Origin of the sequence: Streptodolium elevatio, from assembly GCF_040649515.1 — a bacterium.
Taxonomy (GTDB): domain Bacteria; phylum Actinomycetota; class Actinomycetes; order Streptomycetales; family Streptomycetaceae; genus Yinghuangia; species Yinghuangia elevatio.
Genome location: NZ_JBEZFP010000023.1, coordinates 36,003 through 58,848, shown reverse-complemented (window position 1 = coordinate 58,848; position 22,846 = coordinate 36,003). Strand labels below are relative to the sequence as shown.

General features: G+C 70.8%; 19 protein-coding genes. 11 read left to right on the top strand and 8 right to left on the bottom strand.

The annotated features are described in order from the left end of the window. Positions 1-143: 143 nt before the first annotated feature. The 4 genes from AB0C36_RS11910 (at position 144) to AB0C36_RS11895 (ending at position 3,841) form a co-directional block, all read left to right on the top strand. A complete protein-coding gene (locus tag AB0C36_RS11910) occupies positions 144-1,526 on the top strand; it encodes a hemolysin family protein (protein ID WP_358352669.1) in 1,383 nt (460 codons plus the stop codon). Then, positions 1,526-2,548, top strand: coding sequence for a hemolysin family protein (locus AB0C36_RS11905; RefSeq protein WP_358352667.1), 1,023 nt, complete (start codon positions 1,526-1,528; stop codon positions 2,546-2,548). The genes AB0C36_RS11910 and AB0C36_RS11905 overlap by 1 nt, the downstream gene beginning before the upstream one ends. 180 nt (positions 2,549-2,728) lie before the next feature. Next, positions 2,729-3,304 carry a TerD family protein gene (locus AB0C36_RS11900; protein WP_358352665.1) on the top strand — a complete coding sequence of 192 codons (576 nt, stop codon included), beginning with the start codon at positions 2,729-2,731 and terminating at the stop codon, positions 3,302-3,304. Between the two features lie 261 nt (positions 3,305-3,565). Then, on the top strand, positions 3,566-3,841 hold the full coding sequence (locus tag AB0C36_RS11895) for a GlsB/YeaQ/YmgE family stress response membrane protein (protein WP_358352663.1): 276 nt from the start codon (positions 3,566-3,568) through the stop codon (positions 3,839-3,841). Between the two features lie 156 nt (positions 3,842-3,997). Here the strand turns inward: AB0C36_RS11895 and AB0C36_RS11890 are convergent, their stop codons facing one another. Then, on the bottom strand, positions 3,998-4,540 hold the full coding sequence (locus AB0C36_RS11890) for a DUF1707 SHOCT-like domain-containing protein (protein WP_358352661.1): 543 nt from the start codon (positions 4,538-4,540) through the stop codon (positions 3,998-4,000). A 511-nt stretch (positions 4,541-5,051) separates the two neighbouring features. Here AB0C36_RS11890 and AB0C36_RS11885 point away from each other — a divergent pair. Further along, positions 5,052-5,975 (top strand): S1 family peptidase, encoded by a 924-nt coding sequence (locus AB0C36_RS11885; RefSeq protein WP_358352659.1) that lies wholly within the window; start codon positions 5,052-5,054, stop codon positions 5,973-5,975. Between the two features lie 91 nt (positions 5,976-6,066). Here the strand turns inward: AB0C36_RS11885 and AB0C36_RS11880 are convergent, their stop codons facing one another. Continuing rightward, positions 6,067-8,937, bottom strand: a complete 2,871-nt coding sequence (locus tag AB0C36_RS11880) for a SpoIIE family protein phosphatase (protein ID WP_358352657.1) — start codon at positions 8,935-8,937, stop codon at positions 6,067-6,069. Between the two features lie 185 nt (positions 8,938-9,122). On the opposite strand from AB0C36_RS11880, the gene AB0C36_RS11875 reads away from it, so the two are divergent. Together AB0C36_RS11875 and AB0C36_RS11870 are read left to right on the top strand one after the other, a co-directional pair. After that, positions 9,123-9,716, top strand: coding sequence for a TetR/AcrR family transcriptional regulator (locus tag AB0C36_RS11875; protein ID WP_358352655.1), 594 nt, complete (start codon positions 9,123-9,125; stop codon positions 9,714-9,716). A gap of 88 nt (positions 9,717-9,804) precedes the next feature. After that, positions 9,805-11,016, top strand: coding sequence for an MFS transporter (locus tag AB0C36_RS11870; protein ID WP_358352654.1), 1,212 nt, complete (start codon positions 9,805-9,807; stop codon positions 11,014-11,016). Positions 11,017-11,148: 132 nt separating this feature from the next. Here the strand turns inward: AB0C36_RS11870 and AB0C36_RS11865 are convergent, their stop codons facing one another. The 3 genes from AB0C36_RS11865 to AB0C36_RS11855 form a co-directional block, all read right to left on the bottom strand. Further along, a complete protein-coding gene (locus AB0C36_RS11865) occupies positions 11,149-11,559 on the bottom strand; it encodes a hypothetical protein (protein ID WP_358352652.1) in 411 nt (136 codons plus the stop codon). A gap of 201 nt (positions 11,560-11,760) precedes the next feature. Further along, on the bottom strand, positions 11,761-12,606 hold the full coding sequence (locus tag AB0C36_RS11860; RefSeq protein ID WP_358352650.1) for a TIGR03619 family F420-dependent LLM class oxidoreductase: 846 nt from the start codon (positions 12,604-12,606) through the stop codon (positions 11,761-11,763). A 143-nt stretch (positions 12,607-12,749) separates the two neighbouring features. After that, positions 12,750-13,325, bottom strand: coding sequence for an LOG family protein (locus AB0C36_RS11855; protein ID WP_358352648.1), 576 nt, complete (start codon positions 13,323-13,325; stop codon positions 12,750-12,752). A gap of 397 nt (positions 13,326-13,722) precedes the next feature. On the opposite strand from AB0C36_RS11855, the gene AB0C36_RS11850 reads away from it, so the two are divergent. Beyond that, positions 13,723-15,408, top strand: coding sequence for a hypothetical protein (locus AB0C36_RS11850; RefSeq protein ID WP_358352646.1), 1,686 nt, complete (start codon positions 13,723-13,725; stop codon positions 15,406-15,408). Between the two features lie 67 nt (positions 15,409-15,475). Here AB0C36_RS11850 and AB0C36_RS11845 read toward each other — a convergent pair whose 3' ends face one another. Beyond that, complete coding sequence (locus tag AB0C36_RS11845; protein WP_358352644.1) at positions 15,476-17,077, bottom strand: alkaline phosphatase D family protein; 1,602 nt, start codon at positions 17,075-17,077, stop codon at positions 15,476-15,478. 369 nt (positions 17,078-17,446) lie between these two features. Next, complete coding sequence (locus tag AB0C36_RS11840) at positions 17,447-18,172, bottom strand: FadR/GntR family transcriptional regulator (RefSeq protein WP_358352642.1); 726 nt, start codon at positions 18,170-18,172, stop codon at positions 17,447-17,449. A gap of 152 nt (positions 18,173-18,324) precedes the next feature. Between AB0C36_RS11840 and AB0C36_RS11835 the strand changes: the two genes are divergently transcribed. Genes AB0C36_RS11835 through AB0C36_RS11825 form a run of 3 tightly spaced genes read left to right on the top strand, consistent with a single transcriptional unit; the run spans position 18,325 to position 21,196 of the window. After that, entirely contained in the window at positions 18,325-19,065 is a 741-nt protein-coding gene (locus AB0C36_RS11835; protein WP_358352640.1) for a (Fe-S)-binding protein, read from the top strand. Then, positions 19,062-20,510, top strand: coding sequence for a LutB/LldF family L-lactate oxidation iron-sulfur protein (locus AB0C36_RS11830; RefSeq protein WP_358352638.1), 1,449 nt, complete (start codon positions 19,062-19,064; stop codon positions 20,508-20,510). The genes AB0C36_RS11835 and AB0C36_RS11830 overlap by 4 nt, the downstream gene beginning before the upstream one ends. Next, the gene (locus AB0C36_RS11825) at positions 20,507-21,196 is read left to right on the top strand and encodes a LutC/YkgG family protein (protein ID WP_358352636.1); all 690 of its coding nucleotides are present in this window, start codon (positions 20,507-20,509) and stop codon (positions 21,194-21,196) included. Before AB0C36_RS11830 ends, AB0C36_RS11825 begins: the two co-directional genes overlap by 4 nt. A 126-nt stretch (positions 21,197-21,322) precedes the next feature. On the opposite strand, the gene AB0C36_RS11820 is transcribed toward AB0C36_RS11825, so the two are convergent. Beyond that, a complete protein-coding gene (locus tag AB0C36_RS11820; RefSeq protein ID WP_358352635.1) occupies positions 21,323-22,825 on the bottom strand; it encodes a rhamnulokinase in 1,503 nt (500 codons plus the stop codon). Positions 22,826-22,846: the final 21 nt, after the last annotated feature.

Genomic DNA, 22,846 nt, shown 5'->3' with positions numbered 1-22,846 from the left:
AACAACGTACGCGAGGACTGGACCGTGTCCCTCGCTTGCGGCTCCCGCGCACCGGGACAGACGGTAGGAGAGGTGTCCGGACCCCCGATGGACGATCCTGCGAGTAGTCATGGACCACGGCTTCCAGGGGAAGTGGTGGACCGATGACCGAATTGATCCTGCTCGCCGTCGCGATCCTGCTGATCGTGGCGTGTGCGGTCTTCGTGGCCGCCGAATTCTCGTTGACCACGGTGGACCGCGGTTCGCTGGAGGAAGCGGCGGCGTCCGGCGAGCGGGGTGCCGCGGGCGCCTTGCTGGCCGTCAAGCGGCTGACCGTCCAGCTCTCCGGCGCCCAGCTCGGCATCACGGTGACCTCGTTGGTCATCGGCATGCTCGCGCAGCCGTCCGTCGCGGCGCTGCTGGCCGGGCCGTTGGACGCGGTGGGCCTTCCGGACGGCGCGGTGGACACCGTCGCGCTGGTCCTGGGGATCGTGCTGTCGACCGTGGCGCTGATGGTCTTCGGTGAACTCGTCCCGAAGAACTGGGCCATCTCGCACCCGCTGCGGGTGGCCAAGGCGGTCGCCGGCCCGCAGCGGGCGTTCACCACGGCGTTCCGGCCGCTGATCACCCACCTGAACCGGACCGCGAACCGCGCGGTGCGCCGCTTCGGCCTCGAACCGGTCGAGGAGCTGGCGTCCGCGCGCAGCCCCCAGGAGCTGGTCGCCCTCGCCCGGCACTCCGTGCGCGCGGGCACGCTGGAGGCGGACACCGCGGACCTGTTCGTCCGCGCGGTCAGCCTGGGTGACCTGACCGCCGAGCAGATCATGACGCCGCGGGTGCGGGTGCACGGCGTCCGCGCGGACGCCCCGGTGGGCGGGGTGATCGCCATCGCGCGCGCGACCGGCCACTCGCGCTTCCCGGTCTACCGCGACAGCCTGGACGAGGTCACGGGTTTCGTCGACCTCAAGGCGGCGCTCGCCGTGCCCGAGGGCGAGCGGGACAGCCGTACCGTCGCGGACGTCGCGGTCGAGCCGGTGCTCGTCCCCGAGACACTTCCGGGCGACGACCTGCTGGACCGGCTCCGCGGCGAGCAGACGATGGCGGTGGTGATCGACGAGTACGGCGGCATGGCCGGCGTCGTGACGTTGGAGGACATCGTCGAGGAAGTGGTCGGCGAGGTCCGTGACGAGCATGATCCGGACGAAGCCCCCGAACTCGTGGCGACCGCCCCGGACGCGACCGGGCACCCCACGTGGGACCTCGACGGCGGCTACCGGGTCGACCAGGTCGAGGAACTGGGCCTGCACGCTCCGGACGGGCCCTACGAGACGCTCGCGGGCCTGGTCGCCGAGCGGTTGTCCCGCATCCCCGAGGTCGGCGACGTCGTGGAACTGGGGGAGTGGACGCTGACGGTGACCGAGGTCGCGCAGCACCGGGCCGCCCGTCTCACCCTGACGGGACCGCGTCCCGACGCTGACGGTGACGCGGACGGTGCCGCCGACGCGGACGGCGACGACGCGCGGCGCGCCGATGAGGACGGCCGCTGATGACCGTCGTTCAACTCCTCATCGGAGCGCTCACACTCGTCACCAACGCCTTCTTCGTCGGCGCGGAGTTCGCGCTGATCTCGGTGCGCCGCAGTCAGATCGAACCGTTCGCCGCCGACGGCAACCGCCGTGCGCGCCGCGTCATCTGGGGTCTGGAGCACGTCTCCGCCGTCCTGGCCACGGCCCAACTCGGCATCACCGTCTCGTCGCTCGTGCTCGGCGTGGTGGCCGAGCCGGCCATCGCGCATCTGATGGAACCGGTGTTCCACGCCGTACGTCTGCCGGACGGCGCGGTGCACCCCGTGTCGTTCGCGCTGGCGCTGACGCTGGCGACGTACCTGCACATGCTCGTCGGCGAGATGATCCCGAAGAACATCGCGCTGGCGGCCCCCGCACGGACGGCCATGATGCTGGGGCCGGGGCTCGTGGCGATGACCCGCGGCCTCCGTCCGGTGATCTTCACGATCAACAAGCTCGCCAACGGCATCCTGCGGTTGCTGCGCGTCGAGCCCAAGGACGAGGTGAACGCGGCCTTCACCGGCGACGAACTCGGTCGCATGGTCGCCGAGTCGCGCGACACCGGCCTCCTCGACGAGGACGAGAGCGAACTGCTGCGCGACGCCCTCACGTTGGGCGAACGGCCCGTCTCCGAGATCGTTCTGCCGCTGCACAAGATGGTGCAGGCGCCGGCGGACGTCACCCCGCGCATGCTGGAGCAACTTGCGGTGCGCAGCGGCTACTCGCGGTTCCCCGTGGTCACCGACGACGGCGTGGTCCTGGGCTACCTGCACGTCAAGGACGCCCTCGACGCCGACGACCGGGACGCGCCCTTCCCCCGCGGGGCGTTGCGCCGGGCGACGACCGTCGCGGCCGAGACGCGCCTCGACGACGTCCTGACCGCGATGCGGCACACCGCGGCGCACCTCGCGGGCGTCACCGGCACCGACGGAAAGCTCATCGGCGTGGTGACGATGGCCGACGTCCTGAAGGAACTGGTGGGCCGACAGCACCGGGTCACCTGACGGGCGCTGCTGTGCCGGCGCTGCCCCGCGGGCAATGCCTCGGCTGGGCAATGCCTCGGCCAAATCTGGTGCTCGGCCCGCGCTGCGGTATCTACAGTCCGGTAGATTCACCGGCGCGGGCGGGCTCCCTTCGGCGAGTGCGCCCGATGGCACTGACGACTGGCGGAAGGAACGTACGCTGTGGGAGTCACCCTCGCCAAGGGCGGCAATGTGTCGTTGTCCAAGGCCGCGCCCGGACTCTCGTCCGTGGCGGTCGGTCTGGGCTGGGATGTACGCGCGACCTCGGGCGCGGACTTCGACCTCGACGCGAGCGCGCTGCTGCTCGGTGAGAGCGGACGAGTGCTGTCCGACGCGCACTTCGTCTTCTACAACAACCTCACGAGCCCGGACGGTTCGGTCCAGCACACCGGCGACAACCTCACCGGTGAAGGCGACGGGGACGACGAGGTCGTCAACGTCGAGCTGAACGGCGTGCCGGCCGACGTGACCCGGATCGTCTTCCCGGTGTCCATCCACGACGCCGACGTCCGCGGACAGTCTTTCGGCCAGGTACGCAACGCCTACATCCGTGTCGTCAACCGCGGCGACGACGCCGAACTGGCCCGCTACGACCTGACCGAGGACGCGTCGACCGAGACGGCCATGGTGTTCGGCGAGCTGTACCGGCACGGCGGCGAGTGGAAGTTCCGCGCGGTCGGCCAGGGCTACGCGTCCGGACTCGGGGGCATCGCACGGGACTTCGGCGTGAACGTCTGACCGACTCCGACGCGGTCGGGCAGTGTTCTCCGGCAGCCCCTGCATCTACAGACCTGTAGATGCAGGGGCTGCACTTCGTCCCGTCGGACAGGAGAGTGAAGCCGACCGAAAGGCGGGCGGTGTGACGCGAGTTCGCGGTCGCCGGGCGAGTGCGCGGCCAACGTGACTTCCCTCCCTATGTGGCGTGTGACGACGCACCCCGGGTAGCGCCTTGAGCGAGCCGAACATCTGGCTCGCCAACTCGAAGGGCATGGGTGCGACATGGGCATCATCGCGTGGATCATTCTCGGTCTCCTGGCCGGCGCCATCGCCAAGTTGCTCCTCCCCGGACGCGACCCGGGCGGCTTCGTCATCACGATCCTGATCGGCATCGCCGGGGCGCTCCTGGGTGGCTGGGCGGCCGCCGAACTCTTCGACCGCCCCTTCGAGAAGGACTTCTTCGACCTGCGCACCTGGGGCGTCTCGATCGCCGGATCCCTCGCCCTGCTGGTCGCGTACCGCATCTTCTTCGGCCACTCCCGCCGCGCCCGCCGCTGACTCGACCGGCGCCGCCGGCCGCCCGGCACGCGGACATGTTCGACGCGATCCGGGCGACCGCGCGCCCGGATCGCGTACCCCACCGCCACGGACGCGGGAGGGCGTTGCCGTCCTGCCGCCGCCTTCCCGAGCCGTCGCGGGTTTTCGTCGTTCGCGCTACGCCCGCCGCTCGACGACCTTGGCGTGCAGGAGCCTTCCGACAAGTTCGATGCGGAGACGGGGGTCGGCGGCGGCGGAGTTCTTGGGGCGAAGTTTGACCTTGGAGTAGGTGAGGGCGAGCCCGTCGGTGTCGAACACGATGTCCCGCGCGCCGGCGAAAAACAGCTTGCCGTGGACCATGTCCACCTCGACGCGCAGGACGTCGGAACTGATCACCGCGTCGCTGAAGTCGAAGGTGACGCGGCACAGTTGCGTGCGGACTTCGATACGTGGGGGCACCGACCACCGCCCCTCCCTGCGGTACTTGCCGCCGTGTTGCTCGACCACGAGCACGTCCTTGCCCTTGGCGCCGGGCGGCACCGGCAGGTCGGCGGTGAGTTCGGCCAACTCCCCGAGGGTACGGGCGGACAGTGCGCTCTCCAGCCGGGTGTCCAGTTCGTCGGCGTCCAGCCGACCGTCGCCGGCGGCGCGGCGCAGCGCATCCACGACGCGATCGCGGTCCTCGTGCGACGCCCGCGTGCCGGGTGGTTGGTTCGACATGCGGCCACGCTATCGGCCTCGCGTGATGATCCGGTGCCGGGACCGAGGTCGTCGGCGGCGTACCGGTCGGCGAGCCTTTGAGCAATTTCCGTCTTCTGGAAAAAGGCGTCGGGTTAGTGGTCCGTTCGCTGCGGTTATCGGCAGGTGACGGAGAAAGTGCCGACGCGATACCGTTGGCGCGTCGGCGGGCTGGGCATCCGAATAACCTCACACATGCCACCGGGGCCGGACAGAGAAAAATACGTCAGATATTCGGGCGGGTTCTGGCTGCGCAGATCCGCCTCGCGCCGTCGCCGGCCAGGGCATTGACATGAGCGGGCATCGACTGCAAACGTGATCGGCGCGCGCCGCGAATATCCGAACAGGGCGCGTTGCGCGAATTTCCAAAAAGCGCCGCTCTTGAAAACGGCAATACATTTCGCTCCTCATCCGCCTGGTTCGGCCGACAAAGGCCGCCCGGGTCACGGTGCTGCCACCGACACGCGGCACCTCACCCCCAGAAAGGTGGCTCGTGTTCACAGAATTCCGGCGACTGGCCCTGACAAGCGCCGTCGCCGTCACGCTTCTCGCCGTCTTACCGTCCGGCTCGGCCTCGGCGATCATCAACGGTGATCCCGCCACGAAGCCCTCGACCGTGTCACTCCAGAGCGTCAAGGACGGCGTCGCCGACCACGAGTGCGGCGGCGCACTCATCGCTCCCGACTGGGTGCTGACGGCCGCGCACTGTGCGCCGTACGTTCAGGACCAGGCCCGGCTGGGCTCGGTCACCTGGAACGCGGGCGGGGTCGTCGTGCGGGTCGCCCGCGACGCGGACAACAAGCCCGCCGTGTACAAGAACCCGGCCCATGACTCGGTGAACGGCGGCTTCGGGAACGACGCCGCCCTCGTCCGCCTGGAGCGTCCGGTGTGGGGTGCGCCGCTGCTTCCGATCGGCATCCCCGGCCGCTCGGGTGCGGTCGGCAATGTCGCGGGATGGGGGCGGACCTGCGACCGGGACTTCGACGACCCCGCGTGCAACGACTCCAATCCCGTGCGCTTGTGGCAGCTCCCGATGAAGCGCGTGGCCGACGAGACCTGCAACCTGATCCGGCCCCGGGACGGCCTCCAACTCATGGACCCCGCCACCATGAACTGCGTGGTGGTGGCCGACGGTCGGCAGGGCGGTGTCTGCTTCGGCGACTCCGGTTCGCCGTACACCGAAAAGGTGCGGACGCGGTTCGGCGAGGTCACGGTTGTCACCGGCATCGTGAACGGGATCATGAACGGCACGTTCCTGCAGCCGGACATCTGCTCCAGGAAACCCCCGAACGAGATCAACCGCGATGCGGTGACGGACGTCGGCTCGCAGCTGGAATGGCTGTTCGACGTGCTGCTCACGCACGGACCAGAGGCGGCGCAAGGCGTCCGGGACCGTCTGGTGACGACGACGGGCTGACGGTGGGCCACCCGGGGGCGCCGACGGTCGGCGTCCCCGGCGAGGGCATCACCAGTTACCCATCACCAGTTACCAATCACCAGCCACCAGTTCACCAATCGGCGTCGGTGAACTGGTCGAGCAGCGCGTCGCCGAGGTCCGCCGTCGGGGCGTCGCCGGCGCCGGGGAGGGGGAGTTCGGCCCAGATGACCTTGCCGCGGGCGGTGTAGCGGGTGCCCCAGCGGGCGGCGAACCTGGCGACGAGGAACAGTCCTCGGCCTCCCTCGTCGGTGGTGGCCGCGCGTCGCAGGTGCGGTGCGGTGCTGCCGGCGTCGGATACCTCGCACGTGAGGGCGCGTTCATGGATGAGGCGGACCCGGATCGGGGGAGTGCCGTAGCGGATCGCGTTGGTGACCAGCTCGCTGAGGATCAGCTCGGCGGTGAAGTCGATCGCGCCCAGGCCCCAGGCGTCCAACTGCCGGGCACACGCGGCGCGTACGGCGCCGACCGCCTCCGGGTCGGACGGCACGTCCCACACCGCGACCCGTGCGTCGTCCAGCACGTGGGTACGGGCCACCAGCAGCGCGACGTCGTCGCTCGGCCGTTCGACACCGAGCGCGGCGATCACCGCGTCACATGTCTGCTCCGGCGTCGCGGCCGGGCCCGCGGTGACCAGCGCGTCGCGCAGCAGGTCCAGCCCGGCGTCCCCGTCCCCGTCCTCGTGCCGGTCGCGGCGCTCCACCAGGCCGTCGGTGAACAGCACCAGCCGCGACCCCTCGGCCAGGTCGAACTCGGCGGTCTCGATGGGCAGTCCCTCGTTCAGCCCGAGCGGAAGCGACGCCGGCACCTGCGGGAAGTCCACGGCACCCGCGGCGTCCACGACCGCCGGCCCCGGGTGGCCGGCCCGGGCCGCGACCACCCGCCCGGCGACGGGGTCGTAGATCGCGTACAGGCACGTCGCCCCGGTCATCCGCCCCACCGACGCATCCGGACCGGCGAGGCCTTCGGGGCCGTCCGCGCCTCCGGGGCCGATCGCGTTGTCCTCGGGACGGTCCTGGTCGATCCCGGCGACGAGTTCGTCCAGGTGCCCGACCACCTCGTCCGGGGACAGGTCCAACGCGGAGAAGTTGCGTACCGCGGTCCGCAGCCGGCCCATCGTCGCCGCGGCGTGCAGGCCGTGCCCGACCACATCGCCGACCACCAGCGCCACCCGCGCGCCTGGCAGCACGATCACGTCGTACCAGTCGCCCCCCACGCCTGCCCCCACAACCGTCTCCGCCTCGGCCGCGTACGCCGCGGTGTCGGCTGGGGCGCCCGGGGCGGTGGCGGCGCGGGCGGGCAGGTAGCGGTACGCGGCGTCGACCGCGTCCTGTTCGGGGAGCGCGTGGGGGAGCAGGCTGCGTTGCAGGGTGACCGCGGTGGCGTGCTCGCGGGTGTACCGGCGGGCGTTGTCGACGGCGACGGCGGCTCGCGCGGCGACTTCCTCCGCGAAGGACACATCGTCGGTATCGAACGCCGCCGACCCCGCCCCGCGCCAGAACGTCGCCAGGCCCAGCACCAGGCCGCGGGCCTTGAGCGGCACCGTGACCAGCGAGTGCACCCCGGCCTCGATCAGCCGCGCGGCACGGTCGGGGGCCTGCGCCTGCCACGCCAGGTCGGCCGCCAGGTCCGCCCGCAGCACCCCGCGCCCGTCGCGCAGCGCCTCGGCCATCGGCGTCGCCTCCGCGAACTCGATCTCCTCGCCGATCGGATACAGCGTCGGAACACCGCCGCCCCACTCCGCCCAATGCGACGTCACCCGCCGCATCCGCCCGGAAGACCCTGGGGCCGCCTCGGAAGCGTCGTGCGTCTCCGGGTCGGTGACGGGCGAGGGAGTGGGCGAGGGGGTGGGTTCGCCGCCGTCGAGCATGGCGTCCAGGAGGTCGACGGTGACGATGTCCGCGAACCGCGGTACGCACAGGTCCGCCAGCTCCTGCGCGGTGCGCGCCACGTCCAGCGTGGTGCCGACCCGTACCCCCGCTTCGTACAGCAGGCTCAGCCGCTCGCGCACGGCCTGGGCCTGCCCGGCCAGCTGCCGCAGCTCGGTGGTGTCGCGCAGTGTCACCACGCTGCCGGCCGACCCGTACGGCGCGGTGGGCCGCTGATTGACCGCAAGCAGCCGGTCTCCGACGATGTGCACCTCGTCGGAGGCGTCCCGCCCGGACACCAGCAGGTCCGCCAGACCCGGCGGCAAAGCCAGGGACGCCGAACCGCGCCGCTCGACCACGTCGGGCAGGTCCAGCAGGCGCCGGGCCTCGTCGTTGGCCAGGACCACGCGCCGCTCGGCGTCCAGGATCAGCACGCCCTCGCGGGCCGCGTGCAGGACCGCGTCGTGGTGTTCGTACATACGGGTGATCTCGCTCGGCCCGAGCCCCCGGGTCTGCCGCCGAAGCCGTCGGCTCACCAGGGCCGCCGCGCCCGCCGACAGCGCCAGTGCGCCCGCCGCGCCGAGCACCAGCCAGGGGATCAGCCGCCCTACGGTGTCGTTGACGCGGTCCACGGTGATCGCGGCCACCACGAGCGCCAGCGGCTCGCCCGCGCGCCCGTACACCGGCACCACCGTGACGAACGCGTCGCCCTGGTTCGTGGAGTACTTCGTGGTCAGGGACTGCCCGGCGGCCAGGAACGGCCCCAGGTTGCCCTGGTAGCGGCTCCCGATCTGCGCCGTGTCCGGGCCGGTCAGGAACACCCCGGCCGGGTCGAGCACGGTGATCGCGTCCACCCCGCCGGCCTCCTGCGCGACCTGCGCGGCCGGTTCGAGGACGGCGGCGGGATCGGGGCCGGTCAGCACGTCCACCAGCCCGGGGGAGTGGGCGAAGGTTTCCGCGGCGGTCTGCGAGCGGTGCCGCGCGTCGCGTTCGCTGTCGCGGCGCGCCTGCACCAGCAGCACTGCCACCGCCGCGGCGACAAGCAGCACCACGACCACGACCTGGAGCACGAACATCTGCCCTGCCAGACTGCGCGGGCCGTGGACGCGCGACCGGATCAAGCGGACAAAACGCCCCATCATTTCTTCTTTCTAGCACCGTTCCCGCGGGTCGACCCGTCCCCGGCTCCGCCGCGCGCCCGGGGATGCGCCCGGGGCGACTCGTATTGCACCGACTGATGCAAAACAGGTAGCGTGCCGGTATGGCGAGGCCGCGATCATTCGACGAGAACCAGGTCCTGGAGACGGCGATGCGTACCTTCTGGGCGCACGGCTACGAGTCGACCTCGACCAGAGACCTGTGTGATGCCCTCGGTCTGGACCGCAGCAGCGTGTACAACGCCTTCACCAACAAGCGCGAGTTGTTCAAGCGGGCGCTGACCCGCTACATGGACGCGACCACGGCCGACCAGCTGCAGATCCTCGAGGACCCCGGACGGCCGCCGGCCGACCGGATCCGCGCGCTGTTCGCCCGGATCCTGCGCACCGAGGCGGAGAACCGGCGCGACGGCTACGGCCTTGGCTGCCTGACCGTCAACACCACCATGGAACTCGCTGGCCGCGACCCGGAGATCGCCCTGATGCTGGAGCGCGACGCGGAACGCCGCCTCGCCGCGCTGGCCGCGATCATCGGCGTCGGGCAGCGCGACGGCGGCATCGGGTCCGCCCGCGACGCGGCGGCGCTGGCCCGTTTCGTCAACGCGGTGATCGCCGGGATCCGGGTGGCCGCGCAAGGCGGCGCGGACGACGCCGCCCTCGAGGCCATCGCCGCCGCGGCCATGGACGCCCTGGTCTGACACCGCACTTCCGGGGCCGGGGCACTTCCTCGGCCCTGGGCCTTCCCCTGCCCAAATTCTGCATCGATCGATGCAAAAAGGAGTCCGCATGCCCCGTGCCGTCTACGTCCTGGCCATCGGCATCTTCGCGATGGTGACCAGCGAGTTCGCCGTCGGCGGCCTGATGCCCGAGATGGCCCGCGGGCTCGGTGTCTCGCTCGCCCAAGTCGGCTACCTGATCACCGCGTTCGCGGTCGCCATGGCGGCCGGCGGGCCGCTGATGACCGTCGCGCTGGTGCGGATACGCCCGAAGACCGCTCTCATGATGCTGTTCGCCGTCTTCCTCGCGGGCAACGTGCTGGCCGCCGTCGCGCCGTCCTACCGGGTCATGCTGGTCGCTCGCGTCGTCTCCGGCGTCGCCTCGCAGGCGTTCTTCGGCGTCGCCATATCGATGGCGGTCCACTTGAGCCGCCCGGAAGTGCGCGGCCGCGCCTTGGCCGTCGTGCTGAACGGCCTGATGCTCGGCACGCTCCTCGGACTGCCGCTGTCCACGGTGATCGGCGGGCAATTCGGCTGGCGTGCCGCCTTCTGGACCGTCGGCGCCCTGACCGTCATGGCCGCACTCGCCACGATGGCGGGCGTCCCCGACCTCGACCGCGCCGGTGACGGCGGCGGCAACCTGCGGCAGGAGCTTGCGGTCTTCCGGAACGGCCGGCTGTGGCTGGCCCTGTCGACCAGCACCTTCATCATCGGCGCGACCTTCGCCGCGTTCAGCTACCTCAGCCCGATTCTCACCGAGGTCACCGGATTCGCGTCGGAAGCCGTCCCGCTGCTGCTGGTCGCGTACGGGGCGGCGACGGTCGTCGGCAACCATGTCGTGGGACGCCTGGCCGACCGGCACACTGCGCGCGTACTGCTGGCCGGCCTCGTCCTCAACGCGCTGTTCCTGGCGGCATTTGCCCTCCTCGCCCACCTCCGCGTCCCCGCGGTGCTCGCCATGACGGGCGTCGGGCTGGTCGGCGTGACCATGAACCCGGCGATGGCGGTCCGCGTCCAGCGCGCGGGCAACCCGGGGCCGATGGTCAACACCGTCCACGCGTCCTTCATCACCCTCGGCGTGATCGTCGGCTCCTCGTTCGGCGGCCTGGCCATCGACGCCTTCGGCCTGCGTGCGCCGCTCTGGCTCGGCGCCGGCCTGGCCGTACTCGGCACCGCGACCGTCCTCCCCGAGCTCGGCCGCGCGGCCCGAAAGCGGCAGCGGCCGGTCTTGGGTGAGCCCGCGCAGGACAAGGCTGTGACCTGCGGCGGCGTCCGGACTTGACCTACTGATCCATCGCCCGCGAAAGGCCGGAGGTCCCTGTCCGACGGCCGCGCGTCGCAGCTCGTCGTCACGGGCGCCCGTAAGTGCCTTGACCTCGAAGGCGGTTCGGCCGGGCGCGGACCGGGTCGCCGGTCAGCAGTGCTTCATTCCATACTGGCCGGGGTTGAGGTCGAAGGCCCACGACGTGCTCACCGCGCTCGCGGGGACGAAGCCCCACTGGCCGGTGTCGTCCCCGACGGTGCCGTACCAGGTCTTCGTGCCGCCGCCGTGGAACTCGCCGATCGTGTAGCAGCCGAACCAACTCCATGTGGTGCGCAGAACGTCGACCTGCCAACTGTCCGTGGCGTACGGCGAACTCCGCACCGAGGTGGGGGCGGAGTTCCAACACGACAGGCTCCCGGTCGACGCCGTGACGCCGCAGGTCTGTCCGAGCGGCGCGACCTCCGCCCGGCTCTGCGCCTGTGCGGTCGCGGGTACGGCAAGCAGGCCCGCGGCCGCCGTGAGGGTCGCCGCGGCGGAGATGACAGTGCGTCGGATCGGCACGTGCAGTCCTTTGTGTAGACGGGTGTCCCCGTGGCTTGCGTGACCGCGCCGTCGCGATCACGCACGCAAGCCTCACAGGCGGATCAAGCGGCCGGAAAGGAGGAAGGCGCCATCAATCCACCGATGCCGATGCCGATGCCGATGCCGATGCCGGGATGCGGCCGATGGGTACGTGTTGAGGCCGCGGTGCCGCGTGAGCGGTCACAGGTGTTCGGCGGCGAAGCGTTCCAGGCCGGCGATCTTCTCGTCCAGCGTCTCGGCGTCCGGAATGCCGACGGTCCACGCGGCGGCCATGGTGTCGGTCACGCCCGTGGCGCGCAGGCGTTCGAAGGTCGCGGCGACCGGCGCCGCGTTCGGGATCGCGAAGACGGTGAACGGCACGTCCGGGTCAGTGGAGCCGTCGCGCAGCCGGGTCACGGTGGCGACTGTCCGCTCGATGTCGTCCAGGTCGTGGTTCATGCCCAGCCAGCCGTCGTGCCGCGCGGCGCGTTCGAGCGCCCGTCGGCCCGAGCCGCCGACCAGGATCGGCACTCGGTGCCGGGGAGCCGGGAACATCCCGCTCCGCGGGAAGGCGTGGAACCGCCCGTCGTGCTCGGCCCGGCCGTCGTCCCAGAAGTCCCGCAGGACGGTGAGGATCTCGTCGGTGCGCGCGCCGCGCGTACCGAAATCCCGGCCGAGGATCTCGAACTCCTCACGCAGCCAGCCGACCGCACAACCCAGCGCGACCCGCCCGTCGGTCACCGTCGCCAAGGTGCCGAACTGCTTCGCCACGGTGAACGGGTCACGCAACGGCAGGATGTAGGCGTACGTCATGAACCTGAGGCGCCGGGTACGCGCGGCCAGCGTGGCGATCATCGTCACCGGGTCGGGGAAATCCGAGGCGGCGGTGAACGGGTTTTCGCCGGACGGATGAACCGAGGCGAACGTCTCCGGAACGGCCACGTGGTCGGCGAGCAGAACCCCCTCGAAGCCGAGCCGGTCGGCCGCCTCGGCTATCGGGCCGTACTCGTCCGGAGGCAGGCAGATCAACGGTACCCAGAACCGCACGCGCTCTCCTCACGGCAACGGACCGCACCCCGACCAGGTGCCGGAATGGGCAGCAGGAGTGTCACCCGAAGGGCTTGCCTCCGCAAGGGTCATGTCTGCTCGGGTGAACACGCATCGGGGAGTCCGCAAGCGTCGCGGCCACCTCATGGGGCGACGTCGCCCTCCCACTTCAGGTCCGGCGGGGTCCATGCCTCGAACGCGGTCAGCAACTGCGCCGCGTCCGTCGTCACAAGCAGCGTCTCGGCGTAATGCGGCTTGATGAAACCGGACTTGACCATCGTGCCCAGCATGGCCCGCAGCGGTGTCCAGAAGCCCGCGACGTCCAGCAGGGCGACGGGCTTGGCGTGGATCGCCAGATGCTGCCAGGTCCAGACCTCGAACAACTCCTCCAGCGTGCCGACACCGCCGGGCAGCGCCACGAACCCGTCCGACAGCTCCGCCATCAGCGCCTTGCGCTCGTGCATCGTCTCCGTCACCCGAAGATCGGTCAGACCCCCGTGGGCAACCTCCCACTCCACCAGGGAACGCGGGATCACCCCGACCACCTCGCCGCCCTCGGCCAGCGCCGCGTCCGCCATCGCGCCCATCAGGCCCACATGGGCACCGCCGTACACGACACCCACACCGGCACGCGCAAGCGAACGCCCCAGGTCCTCGGCAGCCTCCCGGTACTGCCGCCCCACTCCTGACGACGAACCCGCGAACACGGCAACACGCACTCGAACCTCCTCAGATCCCGGCCTCGGCGGCACACTCGCACCGCCCCGCGATGGCAGCGCGGTCCGGCGCTGTGCAGCGTACGACCAAGGCCGAGGCGACGCCCCCTTCGCTGCTGACACGCGCACACCGATCTCGACCGTTTCATCGCCGTGCCCGATCGCCGGGTCAGTCGCATGGCGCTGCTTCAAGAAGGGAGCCGTCGAGGTACTGCTGTGTTTATTTGGCTAGTGGGAAATGCCCGGGAGTGCTGTTGGTGGTTTGTCCCTATTGTGATGGTCGTGTTTGTACTTTCCGGCGGTGGGGCGAATCCGTTAGCGTGCGGGGCCGAATGCCTGCGGCGGCTCATGCACGCTGTCGGCGGCGAAATCCGACGGTCCCACGTACCACGGAGCAAGTGTGCGCCCGTTTCACCAGCAGAACGACCAGGCCCTGATGCGCGAGCTGATGTCGAGGAATCGCGTGCGCAAGGGGCGGCCCGGAAGTGCCGGGAGGTGGTTCACCGATCACGCCCTGGCGCGCCTGGTGGAGGCGGGGGACTCGCCGACGCATGTGCGTGCGGTGGAGGCGCTGCTGACCGAGCGCGGGACGCTCGATCTGCCGGTGATCGAGGCGGGGAGCGTACGGGTGGACGGTGCGGCGCGGCGGGTTTCCATCGTCGCGGCGACGGACATCACCGGCGATCCGACTGTTCGGCACGGCGAGATGTCGGCGATGTTCTACCTGCGTGACCACGTGCAGTCCGCGAGCGCCATGATGGAGCTGTTCCTGAGGGACCCGGTCCGGTACGCGGCGGAAGGGGACACCGGGCGCGAGCTGATCCACAGCGCGCTGCACTTGATGTCCACGCCCGCGCAGCTCGCCCGGTTCGCCGCTGTCGTGGAGCGGGGCGACACCGGGCAGGAGGACTGGCCCCATATATCCCTGTGGTTCGACGATCTCGACGCCGAAAAGCCGAACACCTGGCGGAACAAGCAGGATTCGTTCCAGATGCTCGCGTTCCTCGTCCTGGACGCGGTGGAACGCGGATTCCTCGGAGCCGACGAACTGTTGGCGGCACACAGGAAGTTCCTCGGTTTCGTGGTGCCGTTTCTCCGAGCCGTCGGGTTCCCGCGGTACGAAAGCTCCGGGTCGTGGGAAGAGGTCGCCGCGCAGCGCACCTCGGTGATGGCCGTCGAAACAGCCTTGCTCCACAAGATCCGGGTGCTCGTGGACAACGGGGTACTGGGCTTTCTGGCGGACAGGGCGGATTCGGCGGACAGGGCGGACTTCACCGCGAGCGTCGACGCAATGGTGGACGCCGGCCTTCGGGAAATCGGGCGGAGGATCCCGTTCGAGTCACCTGACTACGCGCCCGGTTCCGTCCGACACCGCCGCGCGGACGCGTCCCTGGTCTACCTGCTGATGTACGGCCTTCCGGAACTGCTCGCCGAATCCCGCATCCCCGTCGGAGCGCCGGCCCGGCCCATGACCGCTCCGGAGGTCGAGACCGTGGTCCTCGATGCGTTGCGCACCTTGGAGGACCCGGTCACCGGCGGCGTCATGCGCTATGCGGAGGACTCCTATCAGCGCGTGAACTTCCATACGTACGAGGTGCAGGCGACCGTACGGGCCATCAAGGACAAGGTCAAAGCCGAGGCGGAGGACCGCGGCGACGACCTGGATCTGGACCGCAAGCAGGAGATGCGCGGCCGTCTGACCCCGCAGGGGCGCGAAGCCGCGTGGACACACCCACTCGGACAACTGGCTGCGTGGGCCGCCCGCCGATGCCGGAATTCGCAGGAAGTGGATCACGAACAGGCCCGGCATTACCGCGAACTCGGAGTGCACTACCTGAACCGAATGCTGGCCACGGTCACCGGAGAGGGCCAATGGCACGCCGTGCTCCGCGAGGACGGCGATTACCACGTACGGGAAGTTCCGCACTTCCGAGTTCCCGAATGCCTCGTCACCTACCGCGACGACCGGGGCGACGAACTGATCGTCCCCTCACCCCACACGCCGCTCAACTGGGGCACTGCCACGCTCAAAATGGCCGTCGGCCTCCTCGCGACGGAAGACCACGTCGCCGTTCGGGGACTGTGAGGCAACGGGTCCGCCTCACACTCGGTGGCCGCTCCGCTCGTATGCGCGTACGCCGTTCGCCGGTTTTTCAGGCGGGCTGGAGTCCGGGTCGGCCGGCCTCGGTGACGAACGAGGTGCGGGTGGAGATCGGCGCACCCGGCGTCGTCACGTACGGGAGGACGCGGAAGTCCGCACGGCAGCTCTCCGGGGTGAGCGAGCAGCGAACGTACCCGCGTTGGTAGTTGGTGAACTTGATGTGCGAATTGGCAGTCAGCAGGGCGGCCCCGGACGCGTCAAGGTCCTCGCCGTCCATCTTGGTGGAGATGGAGGTGCCGACGAACTCGACGCCGATCGTCGGCGAGGCAGGGTCGTCGAAATCCCTTTTGAGGTCGGCCGCGAGATGGCGGTGCATGTCTCCGGTCAGCACGACGGGGTTGGCCACGTCGCGTGTCACCAACGTGTCGAACAGACGGTCGCGCGACGCCACGTATCCGTCCCAGAAGTCCATCACGAAGGACTGGCCCGGCCCCGGGTCGGTGTCCACCTGGGTGACCGGTATCTGCTGCGCGATGATGTTCCAGGTGGCGTCCGAGCGCCCGAGGGTGTTGTCGAGCCAGCGCTGCTGCTCGTCGCCCAGGACGGTGCGTTCGGGTGAAAGGCGCTCGTCGCAGCCACTGCGCGTGCCGTCGCCGCATGCCTGGTCGTCGCGGAACCTCCTGGTGTCCAGGATGTTGAACCGGGCTGTCCTGCCGTACCTGAGGTCGCGGTACAGGCGGGCGTCGAACCCCTGCGGCCTGTTGGGCAGGCGCAGCGGCAGGTGCTCGTAGTAGGCCTGGAACGCGGCGGCGGCGCGGGTACGGAACACCGCGGGATCCTGGTCGGGTTCGTTGTCCGCCTTCGAGTGGTCGGCCACCCAGTTGTCCTCGACCTCGTGGTCGTCCCAGACGACGGCCCAGGGGTGTGCCTGGTGGGCGGCGATCAGGTCCGCGTCGAAGCGGTGCAGCGCGTAGCGGTTGCGGTACTGGACCAGGTCCATGGGCTCGGCCTGCAGTTCGGGCGCGACCGGCACCTTGCGGACGCCGCCCATCGCGTCGATGGGGTTTTCGTAGATGTAGTCGCCCAGGTGGAGGACGAGCGCGACGTCCTCCTCGGCGAGGTGGCGGTACGCGGTGTAGAAGCCCTCGAACCACGCCTGGCAGGACACGAAGGCGAAGGAGAGGTCGCCGGGCCGGGCGAACGGCGGGGGAGCGGTGCGCGTGCGTCCCACCGGGCTGATCGTGCCGCCGGCGCGGAAGCGGTAGTGGTACTGGCGCCCGGGGCGCAGCCCGAAGACCTCGACGTGCACGGAATGCCCGAGGTCGGCGGTCGCCAGGGTCCGGCCGCGGCGCACCACGTGCCGGAACCGGTCGTCCTCGGCGACTTCCCAGTCGACGTGCACCGGCCGCGGCGGCATGCCTCCGGCGCCGTCGGGGTCGAGTGGCCTGGGGGCCAGCCGCGTCCACAGCACGAATCCATCGGGCCAGGGGTCACCGGAGGCGACGCCCAAGGCGAACGGGTAGTCGGCGAAGCGCTCGTCGGCTCGGGCGCGGTCCGCCGACCGCAGCCCGAGAGTCATTGCGAGGGCGGCCGTTCCGGAGGCGCCGAGCAGGGCGCGGCGTCCGATGCCGCTGATTCCGGTGGTGGTGCGCATGCCGACAGGTCCCCGTCCGTCGTGCGGCACAGCCCGGTGAAGGACAGGCCACTGCGTCATTTAACGTCTCGTGTTGTTGTATTCACATGTAAGTATCACGCGCCAAACACGCCTCGCAAGGGTCGCGGGGAGACCCCTCTGGCAGGAACAGGCGGTCGTAGCAGGGTATTTAGTAGTCATTAGGAGGGTATGCGCTTGCGCGATTCCGGAATCGTCAGCGCGGCCTGCGGCCCATCTGCGCCAATGGATCGCACGATTCGTGCTGAATTCACGTCCACTGGTGGTGATATTCACGGCGACGATGGTGGCGGACCTACCGGGCGATGGGCAGGCCGGGGGCCGGACGTGGCCGAGCCGTCCTGCCGTGCCTCAGTGGCCGGGGTAGGACCGGGCGAGGTGGTCGCGGACCGCCGCGGCGGCGTCGTCCGGTCGGCCTCCCTCGACGGCCGCCAGGATGCGGAGGTGGTCCGCGCGCAGGATTGCGGCAGATTCCGGCCACCCAAGCCGTTCGACGGCCTCGACCGCGTGGCGGCCGACGGCGTCCCGCAGGCCGTGCATGAGCGTGGCCACCACCGTATTGCCGGACGCCTCCGCGAGGGCGAGGTGGAAGTCCGCGTCGGCCTGGTTGAAGCGGTCGGGGGTCAGTCCGGGGCCGGCCATGCGGGACACCGCGTCGCGCAGCCGGGCCAGGTGCTCGGGCCCGGCCTGCTCGGCCGCGGACCTGGCCGCCCAGGTCTCGACGATCCGGCGGGTCTCGACGATGTCGTGCAGCGAGAAGTGCGCGAGCCCGACGTGCAGGCGCAGGATGTCGGCGAGCGCGTCGGCCGGCCGGCCGACGAGGACCGCGCCGGCGTCGGGGCCGCGTCCGGTCGTGGAGACCAGGACGCCCATCGCCTCCAGGACGCGCAGGGCCTCGCGGACCGAGGCCCGGCTGACGCCGAGCGATTCGGCCAACTGGCGTTCGCCGGGGAGGCGGTCGCCGGCCTTGAGGCGTCCGGCGGCGATCTGTTCCTCGATCCGGGCGAGGACCTCCTCGTGCGCGCGTACGCGACGGACCGGCCGCCAGTCGGGACCGTCGGTGGGTGGCGTGCTCACGTGGGGGTCTCCTGCGGCCGGTGGCGGGATCGGTCGGATCGGCGGGATCGCTCGGATCGGTGGGATCGGTCGGATCACAGGATGGCATGGCTCGACCAGGACCGACCAATGTATGGTCTGACCATTCACCTGTCCCGTGAGGAGGTCGGCCGGTGCGCGTCGCACTGTTCATCACGTGTGTCAACGACACGCTCTATCCACGGACCGGGCAGGCCGTCGTCCGCCTCCTGGAACGACTCGGCTGCCAGGTCGACTTCCCCGCCGAGCAGTCCTGCTGCGGCCAGATGCACTGGAACACCGGGTACGGCAGGCAGATAGAGCCCCTGGTCCGCCGCTTCGCGGACACCTTCGCCGCCTACGACGCCGTGGTGACGCCGTCCGGCTCGTGCGGCGCGATGATCCGCGACAACCATCCCAAGGCCGCCGCCCGGGCGACCGATGCCGGCCTCGCCGAGGCGGTCGCCGCCGTGGTGCCGAAGGTGTACGACCTCAGCGAATTCCTCGTCGACGTGCTCGGCGTCACCGATGTCGGCGCGTACTTCCCGCACAAGGTGACGTACCACCCGACCTGCCATTCGATGCGCCTGATGCGGCTCGGCGACCGCCCCACCACTCTGCTGCGCAACGTCCGCGGGCTGGAACTGCTCGAACTGCCCGGTGCGGAGGAGTGCTGCGGCTTCGGCGGCACCTTCGCGATGAAGAACCCGGACGTGTCCGCGGCGATGGGCGCCGACAAGGTACGCCATGCAGTCGGCACCGGAGCGGAGGTGCTCTGCGCCGCGGACAACTCCTGTCTCATGCACCTGGGCGGCACGATGGACCGGCAGCGAGTCGGCGTACGCACCCTCCACCTCGCCGAAATCCTGGCTTCCACCGAGGAGTTCCCCGCATGAGCGACGCGAGCACCTTTCTGGGGCTGCCCGCCTTCCCGAGCGCGGCGCGCGATGCGGTCGGCAACGCGCAGCTGCGCCACAACCTCCGCAAGGCCACGCACACGATCCGGGCCAAGCGGGCCGCGGTGGTCGACGAGCTGGACGACTGGCCGCAGTTGCGCGAAGCGGGCAAGGCGATCAAGGACCACACCCTGCGGAACCTCGACCGCTACCTCCTCCAGGTCGAGGAGGCGGTCACCGCCGCGGGCGGCCACGTGCACTGGGCCGCGGACGCAGCCGAGGCGAACCGCATCGTCACCGACCTCGTACGGGCGACCGGCGAACGCGACGTCGTCAAGGTCAAGTCCATGGCCACCCAGGAGATCGGGCTCAACGAGGCGCTGGAGGAGGCGGGTATCCGGGCCTACGAGACCGACCTCGCCGAACTCATCGTGCAGCTCGGCGACGACCGGCCGTCGCACATCCTGGTGCCGGCCATCCACCGCAACCGCAGCGAGATCCGCGAGATCTTCCTGCGCGAGATGGCCGCGTGGGGTGAACCCGCGCCCGCCGACCTGGCGGACGAGCCCCGCGCCCTCGCCGAAGCCGCGCGGCGGCACCTGCGCGAGCGCTTCCTCACCGCCAAGGTCGCGGTCTCCGGTGCGAACTTCATGGTCGCCGAGACCGGCACCCTGGTCGTCGTCGAGTCCGAGGGCAACGGCCGCATGTGCCTCACCCTCCCGGACACGCTCATCTCGGTCGTGGGCATCGAGAAGGTCGTCCCGACCTGGCAAGACCTCGAAGTGTTCCTCCAGTTGCTGCCGCGGTCGTCGACCGGCGAGCGGATGAACCCGTACACGTCGACGTGGACGGGAGTCACCCCGGGCGACGGCCCGCAGAACTTCCACCTGGTCCTGCTCGACAACGGCCGCACCGGCGTGCTGGCCGACGAGGTGGGACGCCAGACGCTGCGCTGCATCCGGTGCTCGGCATGCCTGAACGTGTGCCCGGTGTACGAACGGGCGGGCGGGCACGCCTACGGATCGGTCTACCCGGGACCGATCGGCGCCATCCTGACCCCGCAACTGCGCGGCACCGCAAATGCGTTGGACGCGTCGCTGCCGTATGCCTCGACGCTCTGCGGAGCCTGCTACGACGTGTGCCCGGTCGCCATCGACATCCCCGAAGTGCTCGTGCACCTGCGGGAACAGGTCGCCGAGGGAGGCGGGCACCGTGCGGAGAAGGCCGCGATGAAGGCGGCGGGGTGGATCTTCGCGGACCCGGTGCGGCTGGCGCGCGTGCAGCGCGTGGCCGGGCGTACGCGACGCCTCGTCCCCCTTCGCCGCCTGCCCGGCCCGGGGGCGGCATGGACCGATACACGGGACCTGCCCGCGCCGCCCGCGCAGTCGTTCCGCGACTGGTGGGCGGCCGAGCGACGCAACGGAACACCTGGGAGTCGGGCATGAGTTCGCGTACGACTGTACTGGCGCGCATTCGCGCCGCGCTCGAGGCCGTGCCCGGCGGCGATGCGGCCGACGAGGCGTCCTCAGGGGGGCGTGGCGGGGCGGACGCCGCGTACCGCCAGGCGCACGTCTTGCCGCACGAAGTCCTCCCGCTCCTGGCCGAGAACCTGCGCGACTACAAGGCCGTGGTCCACGAAGTGACCCAGGACGAACTGCCCCGAGCCGTCGCGGACGCGGTACGCCGGCGCGGGTGCGAGCGGGTCGTCGTCCCGCCCGGCCTCCCCGCCGTGTGGACGACCGGCCTCGTGGACACCGAACTCCTGGACGACACCCCACCCCTGACGATTGATCAGCTCGACTCGGCGGACGGCACGGTCACTGCCTGTGCGGTGGCGATCGCCGAGACGGGCACGATCGTCCTGGACGCGGGGGAGGGACAGGGCCGCCGCGCGCTCACCCTCGTACCGGATTACCACCTCTGCGTCGTGCGCGCCGATCAGGTCGTGGCGTCGGCCCCGCAGGCCCTGCACCGGCTCGACGCGCGGCGCCCGCTCACCTGGATCAGCGGCCCGTCGGCCACGAGCGACATCGAACTCGACCGAGTGGAAGGCGTCCACGGCCCACGCACCCTGGAAGTGCTCCTGGTGCTGCCCGAGGTTCCCGAGGGCCGGGGAGACTCGGGGCCCTGAACCGTTCCGTCCGCGGCAACGAGGGCGGACGGAACGAAAGGCCCCGGTCGACCGCACCGGCGGCCGGAACGGCAACGCCCGGCGTTCCAGGCAGGAATCGCCGGGCGTTGCCGTTGCGGCAACCGGTCAGCCGAGGCGGCGTTCCGCCGCGTCCCAGGCGGACCGGCCGGAATGGGTGCCGCCCGGGGCGTAGCGGTGGAGCGACTGGGTGGCGGCTGTCAGTTCCCGCATCTCGGTGAGGTCGCTCACCACCCCCGCGGCGCGGGCCTGGACGAGGACGTTGCCGATCGCGGTCGCCTCCACCGGGCCGGCCACCACCGGGACGCCGCAGGCGTCGGCGGTGAGTTGGCACAACAGCTCGTTGCGTGCCCCACCGCCCACAAGATGGACGGTCTCCACGGCGGTACCGGACAACCGGACCGCGTCGCGGACGGTGCGGCGGTAGGCCAGGGCGAGGCTTTCGACGACGCAGCGAACCACCGCCGCGGGCCCCTGTGGAACCGGCTGCCCGGTGCGCTCGCAGTGCGCCGCTATGCGCACCGGCATGTCGCCGGGCGGCAGGAACTCCGGGTCGTCGGGATCGACGAGCGACCGGAACGGCTCCTCGCGGGCGGCCTGTTCGAGCAGCGCGGGAAGGTCCACGGCCAACCCCCGTGCCTGCCACACGCGCAGGCATTCCTGAAGGATCCACAGACCCATCACGTTGCGCAGGTACCGGATCGTGCCGTCCACGCCGGCCTCGTTGGTGAAGTTGGCGGCCCGGCTCTCCTCGGTCAGCACCGGCTTGTCCAACTCGACGCCGACCAGCGACCACGTACCGCAGGAGATGTACGCGAAGTCCCGGCCCCGCGCCGGAACTCCGACCACTGCGGACGCGGTGTCGTGGGATCCCACGGCGACGACGGGGGTCGACGGGTCGAGGCCGGTCGCGTCGGCGGAGTCCGCGGTGAGTGTGCCGGTCCGCGTGCCCGGGTCGTGCAGGGGCGGCAGGAGTTGGACGGGGATTCCGGCGCGGGCGGCGAGCTCGGTGGACCAGGTGCCGCTCCGCACGTCGTACAGCTGGGTGGTGGACGCGTTGGTGCGCTCCGCCCCCACGCGGCCCGTCAGCCAGTACGCCAACAAGTCCGGTATCAGCAGGAGTTCGCGGGCCGCCCCGAGCCGTTCCGGGGCCTCGGCGGCGAGCTGGTAGAGCGTGTTGAAGGGCAGGAACTGAAGGCCCGTGGTGCGGTAGATGTCGCGGGCGGGCACCGCGGAGAGCACCCGGTCCATCACTCCGTCCGTACGGCCGTCGCGGTAGTGCACCGGGTTGGCGAGCAGATCGCCACGCGCGTCGAGGAGGCCGTAGTCGACCGCCCAGGTGTCGATGCCGACGGAGGCCGGCCGGACCCCGCCCGCGCCCAGCTTGCGCAGACCGTCCAGGGCCTCGCCGTACAGGCCCAGGATGTCCCAGTGCAGTGTGCCGCGGACCCGCACCGGGCGGTTCGGGAACCGGTGGACCTCGGTGAGGTCCAGGATCGGCGGCCCACCGCCGGTGCCGCGCCCGGCGGCGACACGACCGGCGATCACCCGCCCACTGGACGCGCCGATGTCGATCGCGGCGAAGACGGGGAGCGGGGACGGCGTGCTCACGAAATTCTCCTGCGGTGCCGG